20 protein-coding genes and 1 pseudogene are annotated in these 24,746 nt (G+C 39.7%); 7 read left to right on the top strand and 14 right to left on the bottom strand.

Annotation, left to right across the window (positions count from 1 at the left end; translation table 11 throughout):
* Together H6G96_RS28230 and H6G96_RS28225 are read right to left on the bottom strand one after the other, a co-directional pair.
* Positions 1 to 219, bottom strand: a 219-nt coding sequence (locus tag H6G96_RS28230) for a chemotaxis protein CheB (protein WP_190915738.1), incomplete at its 3' end; no start/stop codon positions are given.
* 331 nt (positions 220 to 550) lie between these two features.
* Positions 551 to 985: a response regulator gene (locus H6G96_RS28225; protein ID WP_190915736.1), complete on the bottom strand. Its 435-nt coding sequence runs from the start codon at positions 983 to 985 to the stop codon at positions 551 to 553.
* A 1,052-nt stretch (positions 986 to 2,037) separates the two neighbouring features.
* Here H6G96_RS28225 and H6G96_RS28220 point away from each other — a divergent pair.
* On the top strand, positions 2,038 to 4,458 hold the full coding sequence (locus tag H6G96_RS28220; protein WP_190915734.1) for a sucrose synthase: 2,421 nt from the start codon (positions 2,038 to 2,040) through the stop codon (positions 4,456 to 4,458).
* Positions 4,459 to 4,552: 94 nt separating this feature from the next.
* On the opposite strand, the gene H6G96_RS28215 is transcribed toward H6G96_RS28220, so the two are convergent.
* Positions 4,553 to 5,113 (bottom strand): peptidoglycan-binding domain-containing protein, encoded by a 561-nt coding sequence (locus tag H6G96_RS28215; protein WP_190915731.1) that lies wholly within the window; start codon positions 5,111 to 5,113, stop codon positions 4,553 to 4,555.
* A 790-nt stretch (positions 5,114 to 5,903) separates the two neighbouring features.
* Positions 5,904 to 6,620, bottom strand: coding sequence for an ROK family protein (locus H6G96_RS28210; protein ID WP_190915729.1), 717 nt, complete (start codon positions 6,618 to 6,620; stop codon positions 5,904 to 5,906).
* A 184-nt stretch (positions 6,621 to 6,804) separates the two neighbouring features.
* On the opposite strand from H6G96_RS28210, the pseudogene H6G96_RS28205 reads away from it, so the two are divergent.
* From H6G96_RS28205 to H6G96_RS28195, 3 genes and pseudogenes are all read left to right on the top strand, one after another.
* Positions 6,805 to 7,167 (top strand): annotated as a pseudogene (locus tag H6G96_RS28205) (creatininase family protein); the annotation flags it as partial.
* A gap of 154 nt (positions 7,168 to 7,321) precedes the next feature.
* Positions 7,322 to 7,825 carry a 2TM domain-containing protein gene (locus H6G96_RS28200; protein WP_190915727.1) on the top strand — a complete coding sequence of 168 codons (504 nt, stop codon included), beginning with the start codon at positions 7,322 to 7,324 and terminating at the stop codon, positions 7,823 to 7,825.
* 263 nt (positions 7,826 to 8,088) lie between these two features.
* Positions 8,089 to 9,126, top strand: a complete 1,038-nt coding sequence (locus H6G96_RS28195; RefSeq protein ID WP_190915725.1) for an iron ABC transporter permease — start codon at positions 8,089 to 8,091, stop codon at positions 9,124 to 9,126.
* A gap of 660 nt (positions 9,127 to 9,786) precedes the next feature.
* Here the strand turns inward: H6G96_RS28195 and H6G96_RS28190 are convergent.
* Positions 9,787 to 10,107, bottom strand: a complete 321-nt coding sequence (locus tag H6G96_RS28190; RefSeq protein ID WP_190915722.1) for a multidrug efflux SMR transporter — start codon at positions 10,105 to 10,107, stop codon at positions 9,787 to 9,789.
* A gap of 406 nt (positions 10,108 to 10,513) precedes the next feature.
* On the opposite strand from H6G96_RS28190, the gene H6G96_RS28185 reads away from it, so the two are divergent.
* Positions 10,514 to 10,969: an Hsp20/alpha crystallin family protein gene (locus H6G96_RS28185; RefSeq protein WP_190915720.1), complete on the top strand. Its 456-nt coding sequence runs from the start codon at positions 10,514 to 10,516 to the stop codon at positions 10,967 to 10,969.
* Between the two features lie 240 nt (positions 10,970 to 11,209).
* On the opposite strand, the gene H6G96_RS28180 is transcribed toward H6G96_RS28185, so the two are convergent.
* Positions 11,210 to 11,509 (bottom strand): ferredoxin, encoded by a 300-nt coding sequence (locus H6G96_RS28180; protein WP_190728479.1) that lies wholly within the window; start codon positions 11,507 to 11,509, stop codon positions 11,210 to 11,212.
* A 145-nt stretch (positions 11,510 to 11,654) separates the two neighbouring features.
* Positions 11,655 to 12,509, bottom strand: a complete 855-nt coding sequence (locus H6G96_RS28175) for a uroporphyrinogen-III synthase (RefSeq protein ID WP_242063420.1) — start codon at positions 12,507 to 12,509, stop codon at positions 11,655 to 11,657.
* Positions 12,510 to 13,812: 1,303 nt separating this feature from the next.
* Between H6G96_RS28175 and H6G96_RS28170 the strand changes: the two genes are divergently transcribed.
* Positions 13,813 to 14,832, top strand: a complete 1,020-nt coding sequence (locus H6G96_RS28170) for an RpoD/SigA family RNA polymerase sigma factor (RefSeq protein WP_190915718.1) — start codon at positions 13,813 to 13,815, stop codon at positions 14,830 to 14,832.
* Positions 14,833 to 14,949: 117 nt separating this feature from the next.
* Positions 14,950 to 15,444: an ureidoglycolate lyase gene (locus tag H6G96_RS28165; RefSeq protein ID WP_190915716.1), complete on the top strand. Its 495-nt coding sequence runs from the start codon at positions 14,950 to 14,952 to the stop codon at positions 15,442 to 15,444.
* A gap of 86 nt (positions 15,445 to 15,530) precedes the next feature.
* On the opposite strand, the gene H6G96_RS28160 is transcribed toward H6G96_RS28165, so the two are convergent.
* The 7 genes from H6G96_RS28160 to hepA form a co-directional block, all read right to left on the bottom strand.
* Entirely contained in the window at positions 15,531 to 16,643 is a 1,113-nt protein-coding gene (locus H6G96_RS28160; RefSeq protein ID WP_190915714.1) for a glycosyltransferase family 4 protein, read from the bottom strand.
* Positions 16,644 to 16,735: 92 nt separating this feature from the next.
* Entirely contained in the window at positions 16,736 to 18,172 is a 1,437-nt protein-coding gene (locus tag H6G96_RS28155) for an O-antigen ligase domain-containing protein (protein WP_190915712.1), read from the bottom strand.
* An 86-nt stretch (positions 18,173 to 18,258) separates the two neighbouring features.
* Positions 18,259 to 19,188, bottom strand: coding sequence for a glycosyltransferase family 2 protein (locus H6G96_RS28150; protein ID WP_190915710.1), 930 nt, complete (start codon positions 19,186 to 19,188; stop codon positions 18,259 to 18,261).
* A complete protein-coding gene (locus tag H6G96_RS28145) occupies positions 19,106 to 20,308 on the bottom strand; it encodes a glycosyltransferase family 4 protein (RefSeq protein WP_190915707.1) in 1,203 nt (400 codons plus the stop codon). Before H6G96_RS28145 ends, H6G96_RS28150 begins: the two co-directional genes overlap by 83 nt.
* Before the next feature lie 96 nt (positions 20,309 to 20,404).
* The gene (locus H6G96_RS28140; protein WP_190915704.1) at positions 20,405 to 21,397 is read right to left on the bottom strand and encodes a glycosyltransferase family 2 protein; all 993 of its coding nucleotides are present in this window, start codon (positions 21,395 to 21,397) and stop codon (positions 20,405 to 20,407) included.
* A gap of 65 nt (positions 21,398 to 21,462) precedes the next feature.
* Positions 21,463 to 22,638, bottom strand: coding sequence for a glycosyltransferase family 4 protein (locus H6G96_RS28135; RefSeq protein WP_242063419.1), 1,176 nt, complete (start codon positions 22,636 to 22,638; stop codon positions 21,463 to 21,465).
* A 172-nt stretch (positions 22,639 to 22,810) separates the two neighbouring features.
* Complete coding sequence (hepA, locus tag H6G96_RS28130) at positions 22,811 to 24,661, bottom strand: heterocyst formation ABC transporter subunit HepA (RefSeq protein WP_190915702.1); 1,851 nt, start codon at positions 24,659 to 24,661, stop codon at positions 22,811 to 22,813.
* Positions 24,662 to 24,746 lie beyond the last annotated feature (85 nt).

Raw genomic sequence — 24,746 nt, 5'->3', positions numbered from 1 at the left:
CTTGTGGTTAGGGTCTAAGTGTTGAATCAGCACAAATGCCATCCCTGTATCGGTAAGCAAATGCTTGAGTACCTCCGTAAATGCCTCCAATCCACCCGCAGAGGCGGCAATGCCAACAATGGGAAATAAAGTATCTTTATTGTCTTGCTGCTCTACGTCGAACACTTCATTAGCGGTAGATTCAGATACAGGTTGTTCAGAGGGTTGATCGGATGTCATAGGATGAAGTTTAGTACCGCAATACTTTGGCCACTAAGGTTTATATTTTAAGTTGGTTTATCAAATAAAAGTAGGAGGCAGGAAGAAAATATATTTTTTGACCTTCGCTACTTTTTTAACAGCACCCTAATTTTATTTATGAAAAAAATATTTATCTGAATATTCAAAAAATATAAACTATAAACAATTTTAATTTTCCTGAATCTAAATCACTGGCAAAAAGTATAAAACTAGAATAAACGCAATACCAATGATTCCGCTATTGAAAAGTAAAACTAATTGAGTTTAAACACACATTTTATCGTTAGACACTAATTAGAGCTAGTTAGCATCAGCGCAAATGAAGATTATTGGCAATTGCTAAAATGCCAAGCACAGCAACAAAATCGTCAATAACTATAGGTTTAGCAAAGCATAGACTAAACCCAGCTAAGAGAGAACGTTGATACATATCTTCCGTTACAGCGCCTGTCAGAGCGATGGCTGGCACTGCTTTGCCTCGCTCTCCTGTAAGTGTTCTTACTTGGTGAATCAGAGTATAACCATTCTCCTTTGATGAGGAAATACCATTCAATAGGACATCAGGTTGCCATTGAACAAATATTTCCAGAGCAAGCTCTCCTAAAAATGTCGCTTGCACGTTCACACCATAGGATTGCAACATCGCTGTTAAAGAATTGCAAAAATTGACATCATTATCTACAAGGAGTACTCGTAGCCCTTGAAGAAATGAAGGATGAGTAGGAAATTTATTATTTATATACATTACAGATCCAAAATAGAGGTTTTTTTGAACTTTACAATGGTCTTAAGCTGTACATCTCTTATGTTTATTTGAAGTTTAATAAATGTCTCATTAGTAAGTATAACAATAGCAGAGACAATGTATTTAAATCACTCTTAATTGCAATTAGTATTAAAAACTAATAAAAAATCAGCATTTATCGTTTGCTCTAGCTTCCCAAACTCAAATAGATATCTAAAACGGGCTACGCTCACCCCAAAACTGTGTCAGTAAGTAAGTTATTAACACACCTATAGAACTCGTATTTGATTTTTGAAAAAATCAGTACACATCTATATCCTTCCTTTTCTGTTCCCTCGCCAATCAAGTAAATTCAATATAGCCATTTTCAATCTAGTGAGGTACAAGTATGCAAATAGACCTAACCCCCTAACCCCTTTCCCGCTTCGGGAAGGGGGAACAATTCAAAGCCTCTCTCTTAAAAGGAGAGAGGTTTGGAGAGAGGTCAAAATTGTACTTTACTGGGTCGAGAACCGCTATAATCAAATCGGATTTTGATAGTTGATTTACTAAACATGAACTTTATCAACAGCGTTTAGCATAACATCCTATTGTTAAAGTTTATGTTTGAATAGATGTTTTAATAGCGTATATCTTATGTAAATTATTAATTTCCAAATTTTACAGAGCTTGACAGGTCAATCTTAACCTTATGCGTGTGCTGATAATCAGATACACGCGAATAAGTGATATACTCTAAAGATTAGAGCAAGCAATTGAGGGCGTGGCATATTGTGCCCCAAGTTTTATCATGCAGTTGTTTACTAACATCTATCAAAAGAAATAAAAATTGTATTCCTTTAGTTAGAGCCAAAAATACTGAGTCATAGATACTTTAAGTAAAGAAGAACACGATTTAAGTGCCTGCTGAAAAGTTGATATTTGTAGGTACACAGATAAATACAATTTATCTGTGTGATTTCGTGTTTATATATAGTCTAACAAAAGGTAGAGGCTTATTTGTCTTGCCTTAAAAGTCAACAATGCAAACATCGTCATTTAGTGGAGTTGCCATGTCTGAATTGCTTCAAGCAGTCTTAGATAGTGAAGAAAGAAGTGACTTGCGTTCCTTTCTTAGTGAATTACGCCAACAAGAAAAGAAGTACTTGCTGCGGAACGACATACTTAATGTATATGGTGAGTATTGCTCCAAGTCTCAGAAACCTGAGGAATTTTACGCTTCCTCTGAGTTAGGTAAACTCATTTACTATACTCAGGAAATTATTCAGGAGGAATCAAACTTCTGTTTTATCATCCGTTCTAAGATTGCCAGCCAAGAAGTTTATTGGTTGACATCAGACTTAAGCATTGAACCGATGACGGTGCAGGATTTACTGGATCTGCGCGATCGCTTGGTAAACAAATTTCATCCTAACGAGGGCGATCTGCTAGAATTGGACTTCGGCCCATTTTATGACTACACCCCAGTCATCCGTGACCCCAAAAATATTGGTAAGGGGGTACAGTTTCTCAACCGCTATCTATCCAGCAAAATATTTCAAGACTCCAAACAACTGCTGGATAGCTTATTGAATTTCTTGCGCCTGCATCATTACAACGGTGTCCAACTGCTGATTAATGATCGCATTCAATCACAGCAGCAACTTTCCGAGCAAGTTAAGAAAGCTATCGATTTTGTTAACAATCGCCCCGAAGATGAACCCTACGAGCAATTCCGTTTCCAATTGCAGACAATGGGTTTTGAACCAGGTTGGGGTAACACCGCAGGGCGCGTGCGGGAAACCCTTAATATTCTCGATGAATTGATTGATTCTGCCGATCCTCAGACGTTAGAAGCCTTCATCTCTCGTATCCCGATGATTTTTAGAATCGTCTTGGTATCAGCTCACGGTTGGTTTGGGCAAGAGGGAGTGTTGGGGCGTCCCGATACTGGCGGTCAGGTGGTTTATGTCCTTGACCAGGCAAAGAGCCTAGAGAAGCAGCTACAAGAAGATGTCATGCTTGCGGGTTTAGAGAAATTAAATGTCGAGCCAAAGGTGATTATTCTCAGCCGCTTGATTCCCAATAGTGATGGCACGCTTTGTAATCAACGGCTAGAAAAAGTCCACGATACCGAAAATGCCTGGATTTTGCGAGTGCCTTTACGGGAATTTAATCCTAACATGACTCAAAACTGGATTTCCCGGTTTGAGTTTTGGCCTTATCTAGAAACTTTCGCCATTGATTCAGAGAAAGAACTACGGGCAGAATTTCAAGGTACACCTGACTTAATAGTTGGAAACTATACTGATGGTAACTTAGTTGCATTCTTACTGGCGCGGCGTTTGAAAGTTACCCAGTGTAATGTTGCCCATGCTTTGGAAAAATCTAAATACTTGTTCAGTAATCTCTACTGGCAAGAATTAGAGGATAAATATCATTTTTCTTTGCAATTCACTGCCGATTTGCTGGCGATGAATGCTGCCAATTTTGTTATTAGCAGCACTTACCAAGAAATTGTGGGAACACCGGATAGTGTAGGACAGTACGAGTCTTATAAGTGCTTCACCATGCCGGAGTTGTACCATGTGACCAATGGGATTGAACTATTTAGTCCTAAATTTAACGTCGTACCGCCTGGAGTAAACGAAAATAATTACTTCCCCTACACCCGGACTAAAGACCGGGTAGAAAGCGATCGCCAGCGTCTTGCAGAAATACTCTTTACTCTAGAAGATCCCACACAAATCTTTGGCAAACTTGATGATCCTAACAAGCGTCCTCTCTTCTCAATGGCGCGTCTTGACCGCATCAAAAATCTCACAGGTTTAGCTGAATGTTATGGTCAAAGTAAAGAATTACAAGAGCATTGCAATTTAATCTTGGTGGCGGGTAAATTGCGCGTCGAAGAATCAGGCGACAACGAAGAACGTGACGAAATTATCAAACTCTACCAAATCATTGAGGAATACAATCTCCACGGCAAAATTCGTTGGCTGGGTGTGCGCCTGACTAAAACTGATTCTGGTGAAATTTACCGAGTCATTGCCGATCATCAAGGAATTTTTGTACAACCAGCTTTATTTGAAGCTTTTGGGTTGACAATTTTAGAGTCGATGGTTTCAGGATTACCAACTTTTGCCACACAGTTCGGTGGTCCACTGGAGATTATTCAAGATAAGGTTAATGGGTTTTTGATTAACCCGACAAATTTAGAAGAGACAGCCACGAAAATAGTGGAGTTTATCACTAAATGCGAACAAAATCCTAACTACTGGGGTGAAATTTCCAAGCGAGCAATTGAGCGAGTTTACAGCACCTACACTTGGAAGATTCACACTAGCAAGCTATTATCACTAGCTCGGATTTATGGTTTCTGGAACTTTACTTCGAAGGAGAATCGGGAAGATTTGTTGCGTTATATTGAGGCTTTGTTCTATTTAATTTACAAGCCAAGAGCGCAAGAACTATTAGAGCAGCACAAGTACCGATAATAAGTTAAGAATCAAATTAAGTTAGGAGTGAGGAGTTATGAGTTAGGAATTATAAAAATAAAAATTTTCCTAACTTTTAACTCCCAACTCCTAGTTAAATTGTCAACGCCCGCCAAGTTCGTTGACCAACTATTCCATCCGTTGCTAAATTCTGTTGATTTTGAAAGGCTTTGACAGCAGTTTCTGTCAGTGCGCCATAAATCCCATCCACTCTAAGGGCGTAACCGCTAGACACTAACAGCCGTTGTAAGACTCTGACAGCAAGACCAGAGCTACCGAAATAAAGAGTCGGCATCGGTTGGCTACTGAACTTCTGAAACCGTCCTGTAGCCTTTGCCTTTGTACGGACTTGACCTGTAGACTGAGAATACTTATTAGACTCACCTAAATTAGAAGAAGCTAGTCCCGGATTCTTTTTGCTGATTTTCTTAAGTATATGTTGTTTCTCTGGTGCGATCGCTGAGGAAGAAGCCTGAGAAATCCCATCTGTCTGCATGAATTCAGGTGGTGTGACTTGAGCAGTTATTTCTAACTGACTCTGTTTTGACTGTTTTGCGTCATTTTCCACCTGAACTAATTGCTGCTGTGGCAAATTGACCCCAGATGCTTGTCTTATTGCTAGCACGCCCGTCATCATCAGGCCAATTTCAGTCATTGTAGTTCATTTTATTTCAACCAATATTTCTTTTAACCAACAACATTGCTGCTGTTTGGGATAGTACATACTGACCAAATAAAAAAGTCATCTAATAATTTTTTCAGAGAATATTTTCATAATCATATTTGCTCACCTCCTAATAATCAGACTAATATCATTAGTTTTGTACTTGTTTTATCTTTAACCAAGCCATGAACTTGTAAGATATGGTATCTAAATCAACGGTTTAGACACTAACATACTATATGATCATATGGGAATGCTATCAACCAATTTTGCCTATTTATCTTTGGATCGCGCTTGATATGCTGATTTTCTCATGTTTAGAATGGTAGTAAAAATACTACTGGATTCATAGAGCCAGTTTTTTAAGTATTGATCAATACAACATTTTGCAATAATGATAAACTTTTAATTACAGAGAATTTTTCTTCTTTCATAGGGGGTCATAAACCTTCGTCGTATTTTTGGAAAGCGTATATTTCAAACTCAATAAAATGAAACTACAGAACATTGTTGCACAGTCTAGAGTTTAGAGTAATGCATGACAAAATTACATAGACCCACTGAATATAATGTCTATGCAATTCTCTCATCTAATTTATGTTATTTTTTATACTAAATTTAAGTATTAAAAAACAAGTACCTTAATAAAAAGCGCAACGCTGATAGCGAGTATTCGTACCCCTGCGGGGAAGTAAGCTAGGTGCAGCGTTTAGTAGAGAGCGTCATAGGCCACCTTTAGACATCTCTATAGTACGCTCAGTTGTGAATGCTGAAGAAATTTTTACCTTTTTTCATCTCGCCACAAAGCAATACCGCCTAATAAACCAGTGATATTAGGGATGAGCTTTACATTTAACGGTAGCTCGAAATTGACTCTCACGGCTTCACCGCCGCCAATGTAGAGATAATCATAATTGAACAGATGTTGCAAAGATGCGATCGCCTTTTCTAAACGCCTATTCCATCTTTTCTCACCAATTTTTTCTAACTCTGCACGCCCTAACTGCTGCTCGAAAGTCTCTCCTTTGCGAAACGGGTGATGTCCCATTTCCATATTTGGTACTAGCTTCCCATCTACAAATAAAGCTGAACCAAACCCTGTACCCAGAGTAATCACCAATTCGACACCTTTACCTGCGATCGCACCCAACCCTTGCATATCTGCATCATTAATCACCCGTACTGGCTTGTTTAAGTGTTTTAATAATACTGTTTCTAAATCAAATCCGATCCAATCTGGATGTAGGTTTACCGCTGTTTCCGTGACTCCACGCCGCACCACGCCGGGAAAACCGACTGAAACCCGATGAAATTCACCTTGAGCCGCAGCCAACACAACAATTGCATTAATTACAACCTCTGGTGTAGCAGGTTGGGGCGTATCTAAACGCGCCCTTTCCGTTACAGGATTGCCTGTAATATCCAAAACCATAGCTTTAACCCCACTACCGCCAATATCAACCGATAGGGTACGAACCGATCCATTTTCTTCAACCATTGAATTTACATCCTTCTTACTGTTTAGTTAGTGCTTGTTACTTCGTTATTATGCTCTGCTATATCTGATCATATTCGGATATTTGGAGAGTCTTTATACTTGGTGGGGAGTGGGGAGGCGAGGAGAAATAACTAATGACTAATTACTAATACCGCTAAGATAGAAATGGCACAATTTAAGTAATATGCACAGTTTTATTTCACCAAAACGGTTTTTTCCTTACCTCACCTGGGCTGATATCTAGGCAATGCCAGATAAGGAAAATGCGGTGATCATCTAGCCAGTAGGGGCAATTGAACAACATGGCCCTCATCTGCCATTGATTGTAGATGCTACGATCCGTATGGGGGTGCTAGGAAAAGCAATAGAAAAGCTGGATACCAGAATTGCTGCCTATGCTTTACCTAATCTTTATTATGGCAAATCTAACGAACACTGGCACTTTCCCGGTACGATTACCCTCAGCACAGCAACTCTCACGGTAATCATTATGGAAGCGGGAGAAAATATTTACCGGGCTGGGTTTAGAAAACTGGTATTAATGAACTGTTTTACTCAAAGTTAAAAATCCAATACATTAAATCCAGAACAGCATCTAGATTTGCTAATGTTAAGAGGGATAATGGAAATAGTACTAGCGTAGCTGCTTAAAATTTATCGGGCAGCAAGTTTCTATTAAAACTAATATAAGAGAAAGAATTATGACGGCATTTGAACCCAAGAGCCTCCGTTCTTATAGCCAAGAAGATGTCCAGCAAATTCTGCAATTAGCGATCGCTCGTCAAGCTAACGATAAAGACACAGAATTTTCTTATGAGCAGATATTAGAAATTGCTGCTGAGTTAGAAATTTCACCTGATTCTTTAAAGTTAGCAGAACGCGATTGGCTATTACAACAAGGTCAAGTCGAACAGCGAAAAGCTTTTGATGCTTACCGCATTAGAAGATTTCAAAAGCGTCTAGGGAATTATGCAGTTTTCAATGGCTTCTTTATACTGCTAAATTTAATCACTGGTGGCGGAATTTCTTGGTCACTATACATTTTGCTATTCTGCGGATTGCCTGTAGGGCTGGATGCTTGGAATACTTTTCAAATCAAAGGCGAAGAGTATGAAATGGCATTCCAAAAGTGGAGCCGTAATCATCAGATAAAGAAAACCATCAGCACAGTTTTGAATAAGTGGTTTAAGGTATTACAGGTCTAGTACAGCGCGGCGGCAAAAAACAACTCATTCCAAATCAACGAAACGCCTATGCTGTATTCGTTTTGACTTTTGACTTTTGACTTTTGACTTCCGCCTTGCGGTACTAGGGCGTGTTTTCAAAATCTTAGATTCCCTTAAAAGTGGGACAAAACCTCTCAAAGTCCTTACGCGCAATTCATCTCAATACTGAACTCATAGGGTCAGTGTTGAGATGAATTGCTGTTTAAGGTAAATGCAGCTTTGTTTTGGACGGACTATAGTTAATGAAAATACTAGACCGGAATTTGAATAGACCATTTCAGACAATTTTTACTGAACACCGCGTACTTTGGGCTGCTTTACTCCTGAGTGCGGCACTGGTGATAACGCTCGCGCTATCGCTTTCTCAAGGAGCAGTACCTTTAAGTATGTCGGAATTTTGGCAAGCCATACTCCGCCAAGGCGATCCGGTTAAACAGACAATTCTCTGGGATTTGCGTCTCCCGCGCATTACGGCTGCTCTCATTGTCGGCGCAGCTTTGGGAATGTCAGGAGCATTACTGCAAGGAATGTTACGCAATAGTCTTGCTGATCCATTTATTCTTGGCATTTCTGCGGGTGCTGGATTAATTGTGATTCTAATGATTGTGTGGCAAATATTCCCGATCGCAATTCCTTTAGCAGCGTGGATGGGAGCTATTGTAACTTCAGCGATCGTTATTTTGCTCGGTCGTGCGGGGTCAGGAATTTCAGTTGAGCGGTTGATTTTAGGCGGAGTGGCGGTGAGTTCTTTATTAGGTGCTGTACAAAGTACATTGTTGCTTTTAGCTGAAGATGGTCAAATTCAAATTGCGCTCAGTTGGTTAGTTGGTAGCCTTAACGGACGGGGTTGGCAAGAAATTTCGACGGCTGGCCCTTACATCATCGTTGCATTGCTAGGGGGATGCTTGCTGGCGCGATCGGTAAATGTGCTAGCTTTGGGCGATGATTTGGCTGTGGGTTTAGGAGTTTCGTTGACGCGATCGCGCCTATTAATTGGTGGTGTAGCCACTTTATTAGCCGCAGGTGCAGTCAGCATCAGTGGCTTGATTGGATTTGTTGGTCTTGTTGTCCCTCACGGTGTCCGCCTCATCGTTGGTACAGATCATCGCTTTGTTTTGCCACTTTCCGCCCTTGCAGGTGCATGGTTACTTACTTTTGCAGATTTACTCTCTAGACTAGGAGCAGTAGAACTACCAGTAGGTTCCGTCACTGCGTTGCTGGGTTCACCCCTATTTATCTGGTTACTTTATCGTCGTTCTGCTGAGTTTAATAAATTTTAAACTAATAAAGTTTGGTGAAAATCAAAATAATTTTGGCTGAAATTGATACTATTAACTAATGCTATTTAAGCTTCAGTGTATAAAAAACTTACTAATTTAACTGTATAACTTTGATAGTCTTTGCTAAAGTATTAAAAGTTAAGTATTTGTAGCTGTATTTACCGAGGTCTACTATACTTTTAAGAGCATTTAGCCAAGTTTGCTCATTGTGCTTTATTCACGGAATAATAAAAATTGCTGGTGCATTCACTACAACAGCAACAAGCAGGATGATCAGTTTTGGTTTATTTACCTCTTATATTTTAACATGGACCAGGTATTTTTTATTCGAGGCAATGTCTAATATCATGTCCAAACTCCTCACTTGCGGGGACTATGGTGTACACACATCTTTTTGCTGGGTGCAAAATGTGTATTGATCCCTCTAAATCCCCCGATAAATTGGGGGACTTTGAGAGCTTTTTGCCCCCCTTAAAAAGGGGGGTTGGGGGGATCAAAAGCCTGTGGTGCAACTCTAGAATACTTGTGTATACACCGTAGCTTGCGTGGAGGGGTTGTCGTACCTCACTCAAATGAGAACCGCTTTATAACAAACTGTTGCATATCTACGCTTTTATTTTAGAATCCCAAAATACTTTTCTAGATTCATACATATTTCATTTATTGGCTTGCATTTATGCCAATGACTCCCATGATTATTAAGGCTATAGAAATGAGCTTCATTAATGTGGCAGATTCACGAAACCAGATAATACCAATAATAGCAATTAAGACAGTTCCCAATCCAGCCCAGACAGAATAAGCCACGCTCACTTCAAGTTTCTTGAGAGCAAGTGTCAAAAAAGTAAAACAAAGTACATAAAAAACAGCTATGAATATGGAAGGTCCTATTTTAGTAAATCCTTGCGATAACTTCATGCAAGTTGTGCCTGAAACTTCAAACAGGATTGCGGCGATAAGGTAAATCCAACTTGTTGACATATTTGTTATCAGCAGTTTGTGAGGAATCTCTCATTATTTTATCTCTGTAAAAATCAAAAAGTACAATAACTCAGATTATTATCATTATTCGCGTGAACCTCCTAAAAACTTGTACGATAGGCTACGCGTTGCAAGCTTTAAGAGAAGGGACGCGGGTGACACTTGTACCGATATTTCAAATACAATTGCTATATTTCAAGTCTGCTTTTGTCGAATTTACCGAACCTCAATAGTTTAGGTTACCGTACATTTATAGTAAAAGGATTTATAGTTCGGCAATTATCATCGCTCAGGTGATAAAAACCGAATTTACCCCACTTTTATTTTTAAATACTATGAGAACAAAGCGAGGAATCAAATCTCCAATGATTGGAGAGAAAAAATAGTGGTTATACGAGGTAGAGATATGACATTGGTACGTTTGCATTTGAATCCGTGGCAAGAATTTAACGCGATACAACGTCAAATCAATCGCCTATTTGATGAAGATACTTTGTCAACTGCATTTTTGGATAGAGGTTTATCCAGAGTCCCTGCTGCTGAGTTAAAAGAAACTGAAGATGCAATTCATCTGAAGGTAGAACTTCCGGGAATTGAAGCTAAAGACCTAGATTTACAAGTTACAGAAAATGCTGTATACCTGAGTGGTGAGCGAAAATCTGAAGCAAAATCTGAAGATAAAGGTCTGATCAAAACCGAATTCCACTACGGTAAATTCCAACGTGTAATTCCTTTATCTGCTCGGATTCAAAATACCAATGTTACCGCAGATTATAAAGATGGCATTTTGAACCTGATGCTACCCAAAGCTGAAGAAGAAAAGAATAAAGTTGTCAAAGTTAATCTAGCATCATCTGGCTAATTTCAACTTTGATATGCTAGTTATCTATTAAACTGAATAAAAAGCGCTCTCCATAAGGAGAGCGCTTTTTAGCGTTAATTACTCAGCCTATACAGATTTATTACAAAAGTGCAAAATTTTAAATCTTTTAGAGTATGTTATCGCCGGGAGTACGATACCATCTCAGATTTTAGGTACGCTAGGATGAATGTTCTAACGCACCTTCCAAAACTTGCTCTTTATTAAATCCACATTTCTTAGTTAAGCATTAAGCGCTTCTTCTTGATGGGTTTCGATAACGCAATCAGAAGTGGGACGGGCAACGCAAGTAAGAACCCATCCTTCGTCCATTTGATCGTTGTCTAAGAAGTTCTGATCTGATTGGTCAATTGTACCTGAAATCAGTTTACCGGTGCAGGTAGAGCAAGAACCAGCGTTACAGGAATATGGCAAGTCCAGCTCATATTCCTCGTTAGCGATCTCTAGAATGTACTCATCTTCAGGAACGTCAATTACTTGTTCGCCGTCTGGGGTACGTAATGTGACCTTATAAGTTGCCATGTAACAATTCCTAACTCATATAAACTCCATATTCGATACTACGGGTTTATGTGCTGCTAGTCTAGAGTTGATTATGGTTGACTATTTCAGATTCTCAAGGGGTTAGTGGGGCTAGTTTACATATACCAAAAGCTTCAGATCAAAATCAGTGAGAAAAAAATGTTGCGATCGCTTCAGCAAATCCCTCAAATGAACTATAATCTTTAGCCACGATGGAGACATTTACACCCAACTTTCGCGCATTAGCAGTTGTATAAGGGCCAAAACATGCAATTATACAGCGTTCATAATCGTTTTGCGAGTTGACCATTGTTAAAAAGCTTTCTACTTCCGCGGTGCTACTAAAGGCAATTACATCAATCCTTCCTTGGCGAATCAGGTTTAATTCAATACTGTAGATACTTGTGTTTAAGCCCTGTGTAATATATGCGGGTACGCGGGTTACTTCTATGCCTAATTGCTGCAAATCAGTAATTAAATTGGGTACAACATCAGGCTCAGGCAAACCAACAACTTCTGGAGCAGGTATCAGCACTTTTTTGTTGTGAATTTCCGGTAGTTTTGCTAATTCAGCTACAATCCCGCCTGGGCTAGATTCTGTAGGAATTAAATCTACTTTGCCACAAAAAGATAATAAGCTTTCTGCATCTTTTCCTAAAGCACATAATTGGCATTTTTGTACCACAGATACAGAAATATCTAAATCATTCATCCGGTGAAAAAATGCAGTGATGCCATTTCTACTTGTGAAGATAATCCAATCAAATTCATCTATTTGGTATAGAGCAGTATCTAACTTATTGTAGTTTGATAAATAGCAGGTTTCGATAGTAGGCATGAAAACAGGTAAACCACCTTGTTTGATGATTTGTTCAGATAACCTATAAGCATAATTTCTCGGTGCTGTGACTAAAATTCTCTTGCCATATAGAGGTAATTCTCTAGATGGTGTGAGCAGATTGATTTCTGTTGATTGGATGTGCATTTGTTTATCTGTCATTTCACGGCTATTCCACCTTATAATGGGCGTTGCTCAATATAAAGGCTTTCAGTTAAGTCTAATAGAAACCTAACCCCCAACCCCTTCCCTACAAGCAGGGTGATTTCATACAACCAGAGAAAAATTAAAACTGGGTTTCAAAGCCTCGCTAGCTTTCGGGGAGAGGGATGGAAGTAGGGTAAAAAGCCATGCTACAAAACGAGAAATCAAGACTTATGTATTTTTCTTCGGTATGAAACCACCCTGCTTTGCCCTCTTCGAGCTACGGTATACACACAAGTAATTGCCCATATAGGTTTCATCGCTTCTAGCCCCCATAAATACCCAAATTTGGGTGGGCTTGAAACTCAGTTTATCCCCAAAATTTAAAGCTTAGGGCAATGAAACCCGCTCTTAGGTATAATTCTAGACTTATATGTATACCGTAGGCTCTTCGAGAAGGGATTAAAGGGTGAGGTGTAACGACTGTGGGAATCATTATTAATTACCCAGACATGATATAAATGAATTTTCAAGAAGTAAGGCAGTTATAGCGGTTCTCGTTTACGTGAGTTACACCCGTAAGGGCACGGCACTGCCGTGCCTCTACACCTTGCAATATAATCTTGTACCGCATCTGAATGAGAGCCGCTATATGCTGTATTGCTGAAGGTAGGAGAAAAGAAGATTTAACTTGTTTGTTCCCTTTGTAGCGGTTGGTGAATCCCCAGTTGAACTGCTTCTAAAAAAGTTGTCCTTAAGTATAAGAGGTTAAAAAAGTGCTTTTATCATGGTAAGCAGTCTACGTACTGAACTTGATACAATTGGATTATTTAGCAAAGAATTAGGGGTAAAAAATGGGTATTTTAGGTTTAATAATTTGATATTTAATAAAAATAAATTGTTATTTGGTATTTTAATAATTTTCAATTAAGGCTAATTTAGAGGTTTACTGTTATTAAAATTCTTATTGTAATCAAATATTTTTGGAAAAATATTGAATTTATTCATAAATTTTGTTTAAAAATTGAATCAACAATAATATGTTTAAATACATCAAAATATCAATAATAAAGCAGTGTAATTGGTTCTAAAGCTATGGTGATGGTACTTGAGGTAATTGATTTGTCACTACTGATGATGTTATTATTAGAGCGTGGGTTGATTTTGGGTTTATTATCTCCAAGAATTGACTTGTAATGTATTATAGACCAAAATTCATCAGTATTGTTAATTGATTGATTAGCAGTGTGAAATGGCTATGGGTCTGAATATCTAGACTTGATACCAATAAATTGATGAGGTTACAGAGGAGCAAATAACCATGAGCAACTTAACATCTCCACCTACCGAAGTTCAACAAACGAAGAAAAAAAACTTAGCAGCAGATAAAAAACCTCGAGCTACAGATGATATTGTACGTAGTTATCTGCAAGAGATCGGGCGTGTAGATTTGTTGACTCGTGAACAAGAGGTTATTTTTGCCCAACATGTGCAGCAGATGATGAATTTACTAGCTGCTAAAGAAGAATTGGCTGTGAAATTAAAGCAGGAACCCACGCTGCATGAATGGGCAGATCAGGTGGAATTAAGTGTTGAGTTGCTAAAGCAACAGCTAAGACAAGGACATCAAGCCAAACAGAAGATGATTCAGGCTAATCTCCGGTTAGTGGTAGCAGTGGCAAAGAAATACCAGCACCGCAACCTGGAATTTATGGATTTAATTCAAGAAGGTACTTTGGGTTTAGAGCGAGGGGTGGATAAATTTGATCCTGCTCTTGGTTATAAGTTTTCTACCTACGCTTACTGGTGGATTCGTCAAGGGATCACACGAGCGATCGCTCAACAAGGACGAACAATTCGTTTACCTATCCACGTCTTTGAGAAACTGAACAAAATTAAACGGGTGCAGCGAGAATTATCTCAACAGTTAGGTCGCGTTCCTACTACTGCTGAAATTGCCACCGCGTTATCTTTGACACCGAGCCAAGTTCGAGAGTGTTTGTTCTTGGCCCGTCAACCCTTCTCTTTAGAGGCGCGAGTTGGTGAACAACAAGATACAGAATTGCAGGACATACTGGAGGATGATGGCCCTTCTCCCGAAGACTATGCCGTTGAAGAATCTTTGCACCAAGACTTACAAGACTTGTTGGCAAAGCTGTCTCCCCAGCAGCGAGAAATATTAACCTTGCGCTTTGGCCTGACTGATGGATATGAACTTTCTTTAGCACAGATTGGCGATCGCATGGGTATTAGTCGAGAACGGGTGCGTCAGATAGAGCAAAAAGCTCTAAGTCTCCTCCGACGGCAAAAAGAACAAGTACGTAGTTATCTAGCAAGTTGAGATTATTTTTTCACAATAAATAATGTAGGGCATTTAAACTCAGGAAGTCACCATTATGACTGTATAAAACTCAGTCATTTTGGGGGAAAATAGACCTAAGCATCTCAAAGGTCTGATATGAGTACATCAAAGACAGTGCAACAATTGCAAGCACAATGGGTGACTTCTGAAAACTTTCGGCGTTATGGACAGGTGATTTTTGCAAGTCTTGATGGCAAAGCTTACGATGCGGAAGATGCCCAGTTAAACCTGCAAAACGGGATTCCAAGATTTTATATTATGCGGTTGCAGAAGAGAGGGCGAAAGTTTCACAAAATTACTCGTCATATGCAATGCACTCAATGTCTGGGTTCTTTGGAAGGGAAGGATTGGTTAATTGCAGTTTGTCCTCCTAATAATGATGTGAATGAACCAGCATTAGAAGAGATTGCTGCTTTCCGCATTCCGGGAAATTGTTTTATCAAGCTACATGAGGGTACTTGGCACGCTGGGCCATATTTTGATCATGAAGCTGTAGATTTTTATAATTTGGAACTAGCTGATACAAATGTGGTGGATCATTTTACCCATGATTTTCTCAAGAGTCATCAATTAGAGTTTGAGATGTTTTAGGTGATATGGGGTTAATGAAATACAAGAACCTCATCCCCAAGCTCCTCGCTTGCGGGGAGGAGCTTGCTTTGATGTACTTCAGACGGTTAAGCCTTAGCAGCACGAATTGCACTAATAAAGTTTTGAGCATAATTCTGCGTTGAGAAATCGAGGGCGCGTTGCCTGGCAGCTACTCCGGCACTCTGGGCAAATTCTTGTTCGTCAAGATAGCGGAGAATTGCGATCGCTAATTTCTCTGCATCACCGTAAGGTGTTAATAATCCATTCATGCCATCGGTAATAATCTCTGTCGGCCCGCCAGCATCGCCAGCAATCACAGGTTTACCCAGCGCCATCGCCTCAATAATCACAATTCCAAATGGCTCTTTATCTGATGCATGAACGAATACATCCATCGCCTGCACCCACTCCGGGATATTACGCTGTAAACCAGCCATAATTACTTGCTCTTTCAAGCCCAAGGCGGCAATTTCTGCTTTTAAAAATTCCTCATAATCCGGTTCTAAATCGTGCTTACCGCCTACTATTACACAATGAGCATCAGGATACTTTTGTAAAATTTTCGGCATTGCTTGTACCAATACGTGCATTCCCTTCCATCGTTGCAATCGCCCAACAATTCCAATCAACGGCCCGTGCGAAGGTAAGCCCAGTTTCCGCCGTGCTTCTTCAGGAGTTGGCAAAGCATCAGGCTCAAATCGGTCTAGTGCGACACCAGGATAAACCAAGGGTGTTGGCCTGTGGGGCCAAATCTCTGCCTGTGCTTGCTTGCCATCTTGGGAGAGAGTGATAATCGCACGAGCTGGGATTAAAGTAGCAATTCGCACCAACCAAGTCTTATCACTAGGCACTTCTAGCTGATACCACACAGCAGGCAGCCCAGCCAGCATCGCCGCCAAACCTCCAGATATATGCGTAATCCACATCCAATTGACAATTATATCTGCACGTTCGCGGCGGGCGATCGCAGCTATCCGAAAAACGGCGGCAATAAAACGGTGGATTTGGCGTAAACGTCCACTTTCTACAACTCGTGCATCAATGCCAAGGGACTTTACTTGTTCGACCATCGGGCCGTCTTCTAAAAATATCACCAGCCAATCAACACCAGCATTACGTCCCTGTTGCACCAAATCCCAGAGCATCATTTCACCGCCACCTCGTTGTTCGGCTAGTGGCATTACAATAATTGCTTTCATAATTGATTCCAGTCCTATTTAAGTTGTAATATTTTGTTGTTTAACTAACTACAAAAAACAATTTGTATCCAGTCAAATATTCTCGGATTAATTCATAATTGATAATTTTTTTGATGTTGATAGTACTTGTGTCCTGCCATAGCCATAGCTAAAAATCCCCAAAGAATCATCCCAGCCACACTTAACATACCGCTACCGATAATTAACTGTGTAGCAGAACTGATACCAATGGCGCGGGCAGCACTGATAAAACTATCGAAACGACCTTCACCATAGCTGCTAACACTAATAATTAAAAAAATTAATCCACCCATATAAAAGATGGCTCCAAACCAACCAAGGGTGAAAAATATATCTAAAATGCCGCTATCAATCACCACTACTTCTATTTGACCAGTTTTTTCGTTGACCTTCCAAATATTTCCTAGCCCATTACCTAAAGCATTAGAAAGGGCTAAACCAAGATTTTTGTCATAAGTTCCCGATCTATCTTTAAAGCTATTATCTTCTTCAAGATTAGAAAAGGTTTCCAAACGTGCTGCTACAACCCCAGCAATTGGCTCGATAGTTGTCAACGGCACAACACAAATTGCCATCACTACAATTATGGTGATTAAGCGCATTTGAATCCGGGTTTTTACTGAACCCATGATCATAATTATTCCCAATAGCCAGCCGCCCCAATTAGTCCGTGCTTGTGTTAAGAGGAAGGACAAGTAACCAACAGCTGAAGCAGGAAAAATTAAATTTCCAGAACTGGTAAATAACAACAGCAACCCAGTTTGCATGACTGAACCAAAGGGACCGACTGAGTGCAATGTACTCCAAACACGCATCCCGAAAGGTACAGGGTTTCCAGAACTCATGAATAGTTTTGATTCTATGAGCCAATATCTGTCCCACTCAGGAGCCACAACAAATTGATATACGCCATAAGCTCCTAAAATCAACACACACCAAAGAAATGTTCGCTGAATGTTCTGGCGATAGCTGGGATAATCTCGCCAGTTTATAAATAAGTGAAAAGCGAAGATGACTGGACTAAGCCAATCCAGCAGTCCGCGTGCTACAGGGATCGGTGGGTTATAAATTAGACCGATAAGAAAGCCATAGAAGACTCCGATAAAAGCCAAAACAAACGGCAAGCCCCCTTGACGTGAGGCGCGGGGAAAGTGTCGCAAGAATGTTGCAATAGTTACAAATACTACTAAGTATGGTGCTATGAGCATCTGGCGGGTAGGATCCCAGCCCACTCTATAGTCAACCAAGCGCGTAGCTAAGGGCGTGAGAAACCAGATCCACCAGGTAAAGCTGATGTAGAGAATGGGATGCCGCAAGTATAAAAATATGGCTACTACTAAAGCTATCACCGGGTAAATTAGGCGCAATGCGGCACTAGCACCAGCAAAATAGCAAACTACAGTCAGTAATATAAAGCCTGCGATCGCCATCCAACCCTGTAGCGATCGCTCTTGGGGAGAATAGCTTTCTTGTAAAAAACTATTAAAAAGTATCTGCTTAGAATTCATTCAATTTTAGATTTTAGATTTTAGATTCACACATAAGTAAATCTGAAGGTTTAAAAAGAATTCACAGTGAAATAATCGATCTGCAATTACGAATTACGAATTACGAATTCTTTATATCCCTGCCAACGTCCACGCCAAGATGCCAGCAATTTTTTCCCTGCCAACTGCCCTTGGCTAGGTAAAAATCTCAACCATTGTACGAAACCCAAACTATCGCACGTACCTACAAATACTGCCCAGAATAAAAATACAATCCTGCGGATAAATGGCAAATGCTCTAATAAAACTAAGGTTTCATTATGGACTAAATTAATAAAGGCAACTTCATTAAAGTTATTTCGCTGATCTTCATCAAAACGTTGTGCTGGATAGTGATCTACAGCAACATTAGGATCATAAATTATCTTCCAACCAGCCCGTTTTAATGTCAGAGTGAATGCCATTTCAAAATGTACTTGCGCTCCTGTACCGCGCATCCGTTCGTCAAAGCGCAATTGTCCGATTGCCTCTTTACGAAAACTCATGTTTACGCCTTTGAGAATATCGACTTCGCGGGGTTCTCCCACTCCCAGGTGATGGTTGCCAATCACTCGCCCAAACCACTGCAACTGTCCCACTACGGGGCGGGATTCGTCTTCTAATTTGTTGCCGTGGTGTATCCAATCACGCCCTCCTAGACCGCCGAGACGACTATCTGAGGTAAAGTAAGCGGCGATGCGCTCTAACCAATCTGGGTGGGGTGCAGCATCATCATCAGTAATGGAAACAATATCGCCCTCCACTGCTGCTAGTCCCGCGTTCAGGGCTGCTACTACCCCTGGTTGTGTGACTTTCACAGTATGCAATGGCAAGTTAGGTGCTTTAAATTGCGCCAGAAATTCCCAAGTTTCTGCATCCGTATCGCGGACAACCACTATCACCTGATCAACTGGTTTAGTTTGCTCCTGTAGCGCCAAAAGGCAGCGTGATAGGTCTTGTGGACGGCGATAAGTCGGTATCAGAACGGTGTTCCGCATTCTTGCTTAACTCCTCGAATAGATCCACATAAGTTTTTGCCATAGTAGTCCAGCTATGTCGTTCTGCCACAGAGCGAGCTGCTTTGCCCATTTGCTTTACAAGGGTGGGACTGCTCACCAAGGACATCAGCGCCACAGCCAAAGCATTAATATCATCTGAGTCGGGTAAAACGATGCCACATTCTGGTGTCACCAACTCTCCGCCTCCGGTGGCTGTGGCAGTAATTACTGGCAGTCCTGAAGAAAGTGCTTCTAACAATACGAGGCTGCAAGCTTCGTATCGGGAAGGAAAAACAAATAAATCTACTGCTTGCATAATTTGAGGGATATCACGGCGATATCCGACAAAATGCACGCGATCGCTTAACCCTAATGATGCTGCTAGTTCTGGGAAAGGACTATTTTGGGTATGTCCTACTACCACCAGATGTAAATCGGGAACTTTCACCAAGGCGTGCAGTACTGTATCTAAGTTCTTTCTGGGTGTGCGGATATCTCCAGCGAACAGTGTTAGGGTGACATTTTCTGGTAAACCTAACTTTTGGCGCTCGCTTTCACCAGGAGCAAACTCTTCTAAGTCTACGCCGTTGACAATTACGCGAATGCGAGAACGCGGTACACCAATATTGACTAATTCCTGCGCTACCTTTTCTGATACAGCTACGACAACCTGCGCTTTTTGGAAAGCCTGTTTTTCCCAACGGGCATTAAAAGCCGTAAACAGCCATTGGTACAAACCATATAAGTCTCGGCGATTGCGGGAAATATGAACAGGCGATCGCAACCATGAACTGTGGACAAAATGTACAGCATTCACATCAGCCGCAGCCAGGTTAATTGCTCCATTGACTTTAACTAAATCAATCTCAGAGCGATGTTGACGCAACCAATCTGCACTTTTTTGGGCAAATATGAAATTACGCACAAATTCTGTCGGATAGCTTTTGACTGGGATTTGAATCCAATTAACTTGGCTATTGTCTTCTAGCTCTGGTGCGACTTCACTAGCTAATAATGTCAGTTGATGACCACGGCGAATTGCTTCATTAGCAACCTCATAGTTTACCCGTCCCTGACCATCACCTTTTTTGATTTTATGAGTAACAATACAAAGTTTCATCCATTACCTTCCTTAATGATAAAAGCTCACCCATAACCGCAGATAAAGAATTTTAAATAAACTTATTTTCTTCCCTCTGCGGTCGCTATTAATTTATTATTTTGGTATTTTCATTAACTTATCTGCCACAACTCGCGGCGTAAAACTAAGAGTAAGTGCCGCTATAGTTCGCACATCAAATTTTTGTTGATTCAGCACTTGCCAAAAATAAGGACGTGCTGCGGCTATTTGTTCACTTCGCAGCAAACCAATTCCCAAAGTGGTATTAGCTTCTAACCATTTACGTTGAAAGTACGTTTTAAAGTGCTGTAAGCGAGGATCTTCCATAAAAACTTGATAACAAAACATTTCGCTTTTAGCTTTGCGAATTTTTGCCTGTACATCTCGACTACCACTGAGCATAGTATCAGTTTGTTCATGGGCGCGATATTGCGTCAATCTTTCAGGATAGTAATAAGAACTACCACCAGATATACAGCAGAGATAAGTTAAATATAAATCCCACATCCCACCAACTTCTGAGGGAATACTATCCCAATCAATAAAATTATTGCGAATTACACAAGATGCAGCAGTGGGTATGCTTTTATCTATCAATCCAATTTTATAAAAAGATTGATGAATTCCTTTTGCTAGTTTGTCCCGTTTGTAAGCGCGTGTATTTTCTTCAGTTCCAATTTTATTAATTTTCCCAGATGCATTTATAATATATTGGTCACAAAAAGCGATAACTAACTCAGAATTTGCTTCAAGTAGTGGTACTAGCTTTGCTAAAAAATCTTCATTCCAGATATCATCATCATGGAGACTAGCAACATATTTACCTCGCGCCATCTTAAAGCCATGCTGCTGATTAGCAAGCATACCCACATTTTGCTGATGTCGCCAAAATCTGATGCGTGAGTCACCAAAAGATGCGACAAGTTCTTGAGGGTTTTCTGGACTACAATTATCAGAAATAATAATTTCGATATTTTGATAAGTTTGGTTTACAGCACTAGCGATCGCTTGCTTGAGATACTCTGATCGATTATAAGTGGGGATAATAACGCTAACTAAAGGTGCTTCGCATTCTTTATGTAATGACATATTTTTCTCCCTTGATTTTTTCTCAGTAGAAGATTGCACTAATTGGTGTTTTTAGCAAATTAAGATTATTTAGCTTGAGGGATGCTATATAGCTTTTTCGCTCTAGAAGGGAATTCAGCTATTGTTTTTGCATAAATTTTTCGGAGATTATTTACATGAGTAGCCATTGTAAACTCTTTCATCAATAAAGCATGGCCTTGTTGGCCCATGTATCGGCTTTTTTGATGATCTTTATACAACTCATGGATAGCATCAGCCAGCTTTTTGATATCATTACCTGGAACAAGAATACCCGTTTCTCCATCTCGTAAATGTTCTGGAATTCCTCCGACTGCACTACCAATTACAGGCCGATAACGAGAGTATGCTTCCAGAGTTACAAGACCAGCAGGTTCAGGCCAAACGCTAGGAAAGATAACTGCAAAACACTGTTGATAAAGTTGATTTATTTTATCGCGATCGCACCATCCATGCCAAGTGATCCGGTTATTTAATTTGAGGGTGTTTGCTAATTTTTCTAAGCGGGGCCGTTCCCATCCTTCACCTGCGATATCAAGTTTAATTTGCGGGTCTGTATGTATTAAGGTTTTGAGTAGCCATTCTAGACCTTTATCAGAAACAATTCGTCCCGCAAACAAAATTCTATGATTTTGATGAACTTCTAAACTCAAGGGTGCAGTTGCTGTTTGCGGTACAGAGATCCCACAGTGTAGCGTTAGAGTTTGTTCTGGGGGTACACCATTTTGGATCAATTGTTGCCGCACATATTCGCTATTAGCAACAAAAGTAATTTTTATCTTTTTTAAGATATCTAATAACTGATTAGTAGTTTGAAGTTCTTTCAAACTTCTTAAAGGTCTACGGCTACCACATTTATCTACTAGTTTACCCCAGGTACATCCTAAATAAGAAAAGTTGCGATCACAGATTGTCCGTTGCCCTGCTAAATATTTTGTACCGCTAGGACAGTAGAATGAGTGATTATGAACGCTGAAGATGGCAGGGCATTCGCCTGTAAGCTGCAATAGCAAATCTGGGCTGTGAATGTGCAGCAATTTAAACTGGCTTTGATCTACATTATTAAGCGATTTTATCACGCGATCGCTAACTTCATGTGGTCGATGTTCAAATAGAGAAGCTAAATAAGTTTCAACACCTCCGCCTTCACCTATATCGAAGTTTGAGCATTGATAAATTAGGTCTTTGTTAAATATTTTATCGGACATATTATCTGTTAGCATTTAGCATATAGTTTTAATTTAATTAGTTCCTAACTACTTTTTGGATAAATAAAGAGAATTAAGATACTATTTTTATGTTAATGTTACCATTTCAACATATACTTGATTCGAGTAGGGGTGTATAGCTGTACACCCCTACAGCCTAAATTTAACTAGATTTTGGATATTATTCCTAATCTGATTGCCTTACTTCATACTGCATTTGATGATATTTCCAAAGCTTACCTTTGAGATCGAGTAGTTCTTTATAGTTACCTTGTTCTACTATCCGTCCTTGTTCTAATACCACAACTTTATCTGCTTTAGAAATAGTAGAAAGACGGTGAGCGATCGCAATTACTGTCTTACCAACAGATAGCTTTTCTAATGAATCTTGAATTAAGCGCTCAGATAGCGAATCTAAAGCGCTAGTTGCTTCATCCAAAATCAAAATTTCTGGGTTCCGCAGTAAAGCACGCGCAATAGCAATTCGCTGTCTTTGTCCTCCAGATAATCTAACACCGCGATCGCCTAATTGGGTATCAAAACCTTCGGGCATTTCTAAAATAAATTCTAGTGCATTCGCTAGTTTAGCAGCTGCTTTAATTTCATCATTAGTCGCTTCTGGAGTACCGTAAGAAATATTTTCCCAAACATTAGTATTGAAAATAAAAGTATCTTGACTGACAACAGCTATTTTGCGACGTAGAGAGTTAATTTCAAACTGTCGTACATCAACTTCATCAATGTAAAGATATCCATCTGTAGCATTATAAAATCGAGGAATTAAGTCAGCCAGGGTTGTTTTACCAGCACCCGAAGCTCCAACTAATGCTGTCATTTTTCCCTTTTCAATAGTCAGGGTAATATTATGTAGCACTAAATTTTCATCATCGTAGCCAAAATCTACAGAGACTAAATCTATTGACCTTTTTAAGCCTCTAAACTCAATTTTGCCATTTTGAAAGTAATATTTTTCATCAGTTTTCAACAAATTTTTAATATTATCTGCCGAACCATGTAAAGTACTGAGATATGCTCTCGTGCCATTAATATCTTGAACGAAGGGAATAAAGCGAAATAGCACAAAGAAAAAGGTTAGTAAAGAAGCAACTTGTAGCGTTCCATTGGTAACAAGGCTAGTGAACGCTAAAATAATCATTCCGACCAACACCGTAGTCGCTACCCCTTCGGCAATAGGCTTCACAAGTGTCCAAGTAAAAACAACTTTAGTTGTAGTACTTATTACCTTATCGCTAGCTTTATAGTAACGCTGACGCTCAAATTCTTGAGTACCACAGGTGTGAACAGTACGAATGCCATTAATAAATTCTATGGCTGTTGATGTAAAATTAGCGTTAGCAGTTGTCATGCCAAAACTTGATTCTCTGACTCTAGCGTTCAGATTTGACAACCCCACACCTAAAAGTGTAAATAGTAGTGCTGAAATCAGCGTTAGTTGCCATGATATCAAAAACATTGATATTAAGTAGACAAGAGTTGTCAATCCTCTAGTTACTAAAAAGGCTCCGCCACTAAAACCCTGTCTTATCTTTTCGATTTCTGTGGTAATTGTGTTAATTAGTTCACCAGAACGAGTTTTAGCAAAGTAACTTAAAGATAAGGATTGTAACTGTTCAAAAATTTGCTTACGTAGGCGATCGGCAAGATGGAGTTGAGATAATTCAGTGTAAACTTGAGAAAAATAGTTAAAGGTCGCACGTAACCAAGTACTTAATAAAATCAGCAAAGATACGCGGTAGAGGCGATTAATTGCTGATGACTTGGCTCCCAAAATCCAAATATCAAACCAGCCTATTCCTGTTTGGACAGGTTGAGCATTAGGACTAGTTAAGCTTTGCAAAAAGGAAAGTAAGAAACCAATACTCACACCTTCAAAAGTTGCCGCCAAAACTGAAAATATAAGAGCTAAAATTGCAATTTTACGAAAGTGTTTAAATTCTCGCAATATTAAATAGTTGTCTTGCCAAAAGCTGGTAGCTTTGAGCAAACTACGGAGTTGTTGAGGAAATTGGGAATGCATGGATTTTATAATAATAGTTTGGCAAGGTAGATAGACCGTTATAAATGCGATTTAAGCAGTTTTTGCTTTAGCTTCAGTGCGGTAG

The organism is Nostoc sp. FACHB-892 (assembly GCF_014698795.1).
Classification (GTDB): Bacteria; Cyanobacteriota; Cyanobacteriia; order Cyanobacteriales; family Nostocaceae; genus Nostoc.
This window is presented reverse-complemented; position numbering and strand designations above follow the sequence as displayed.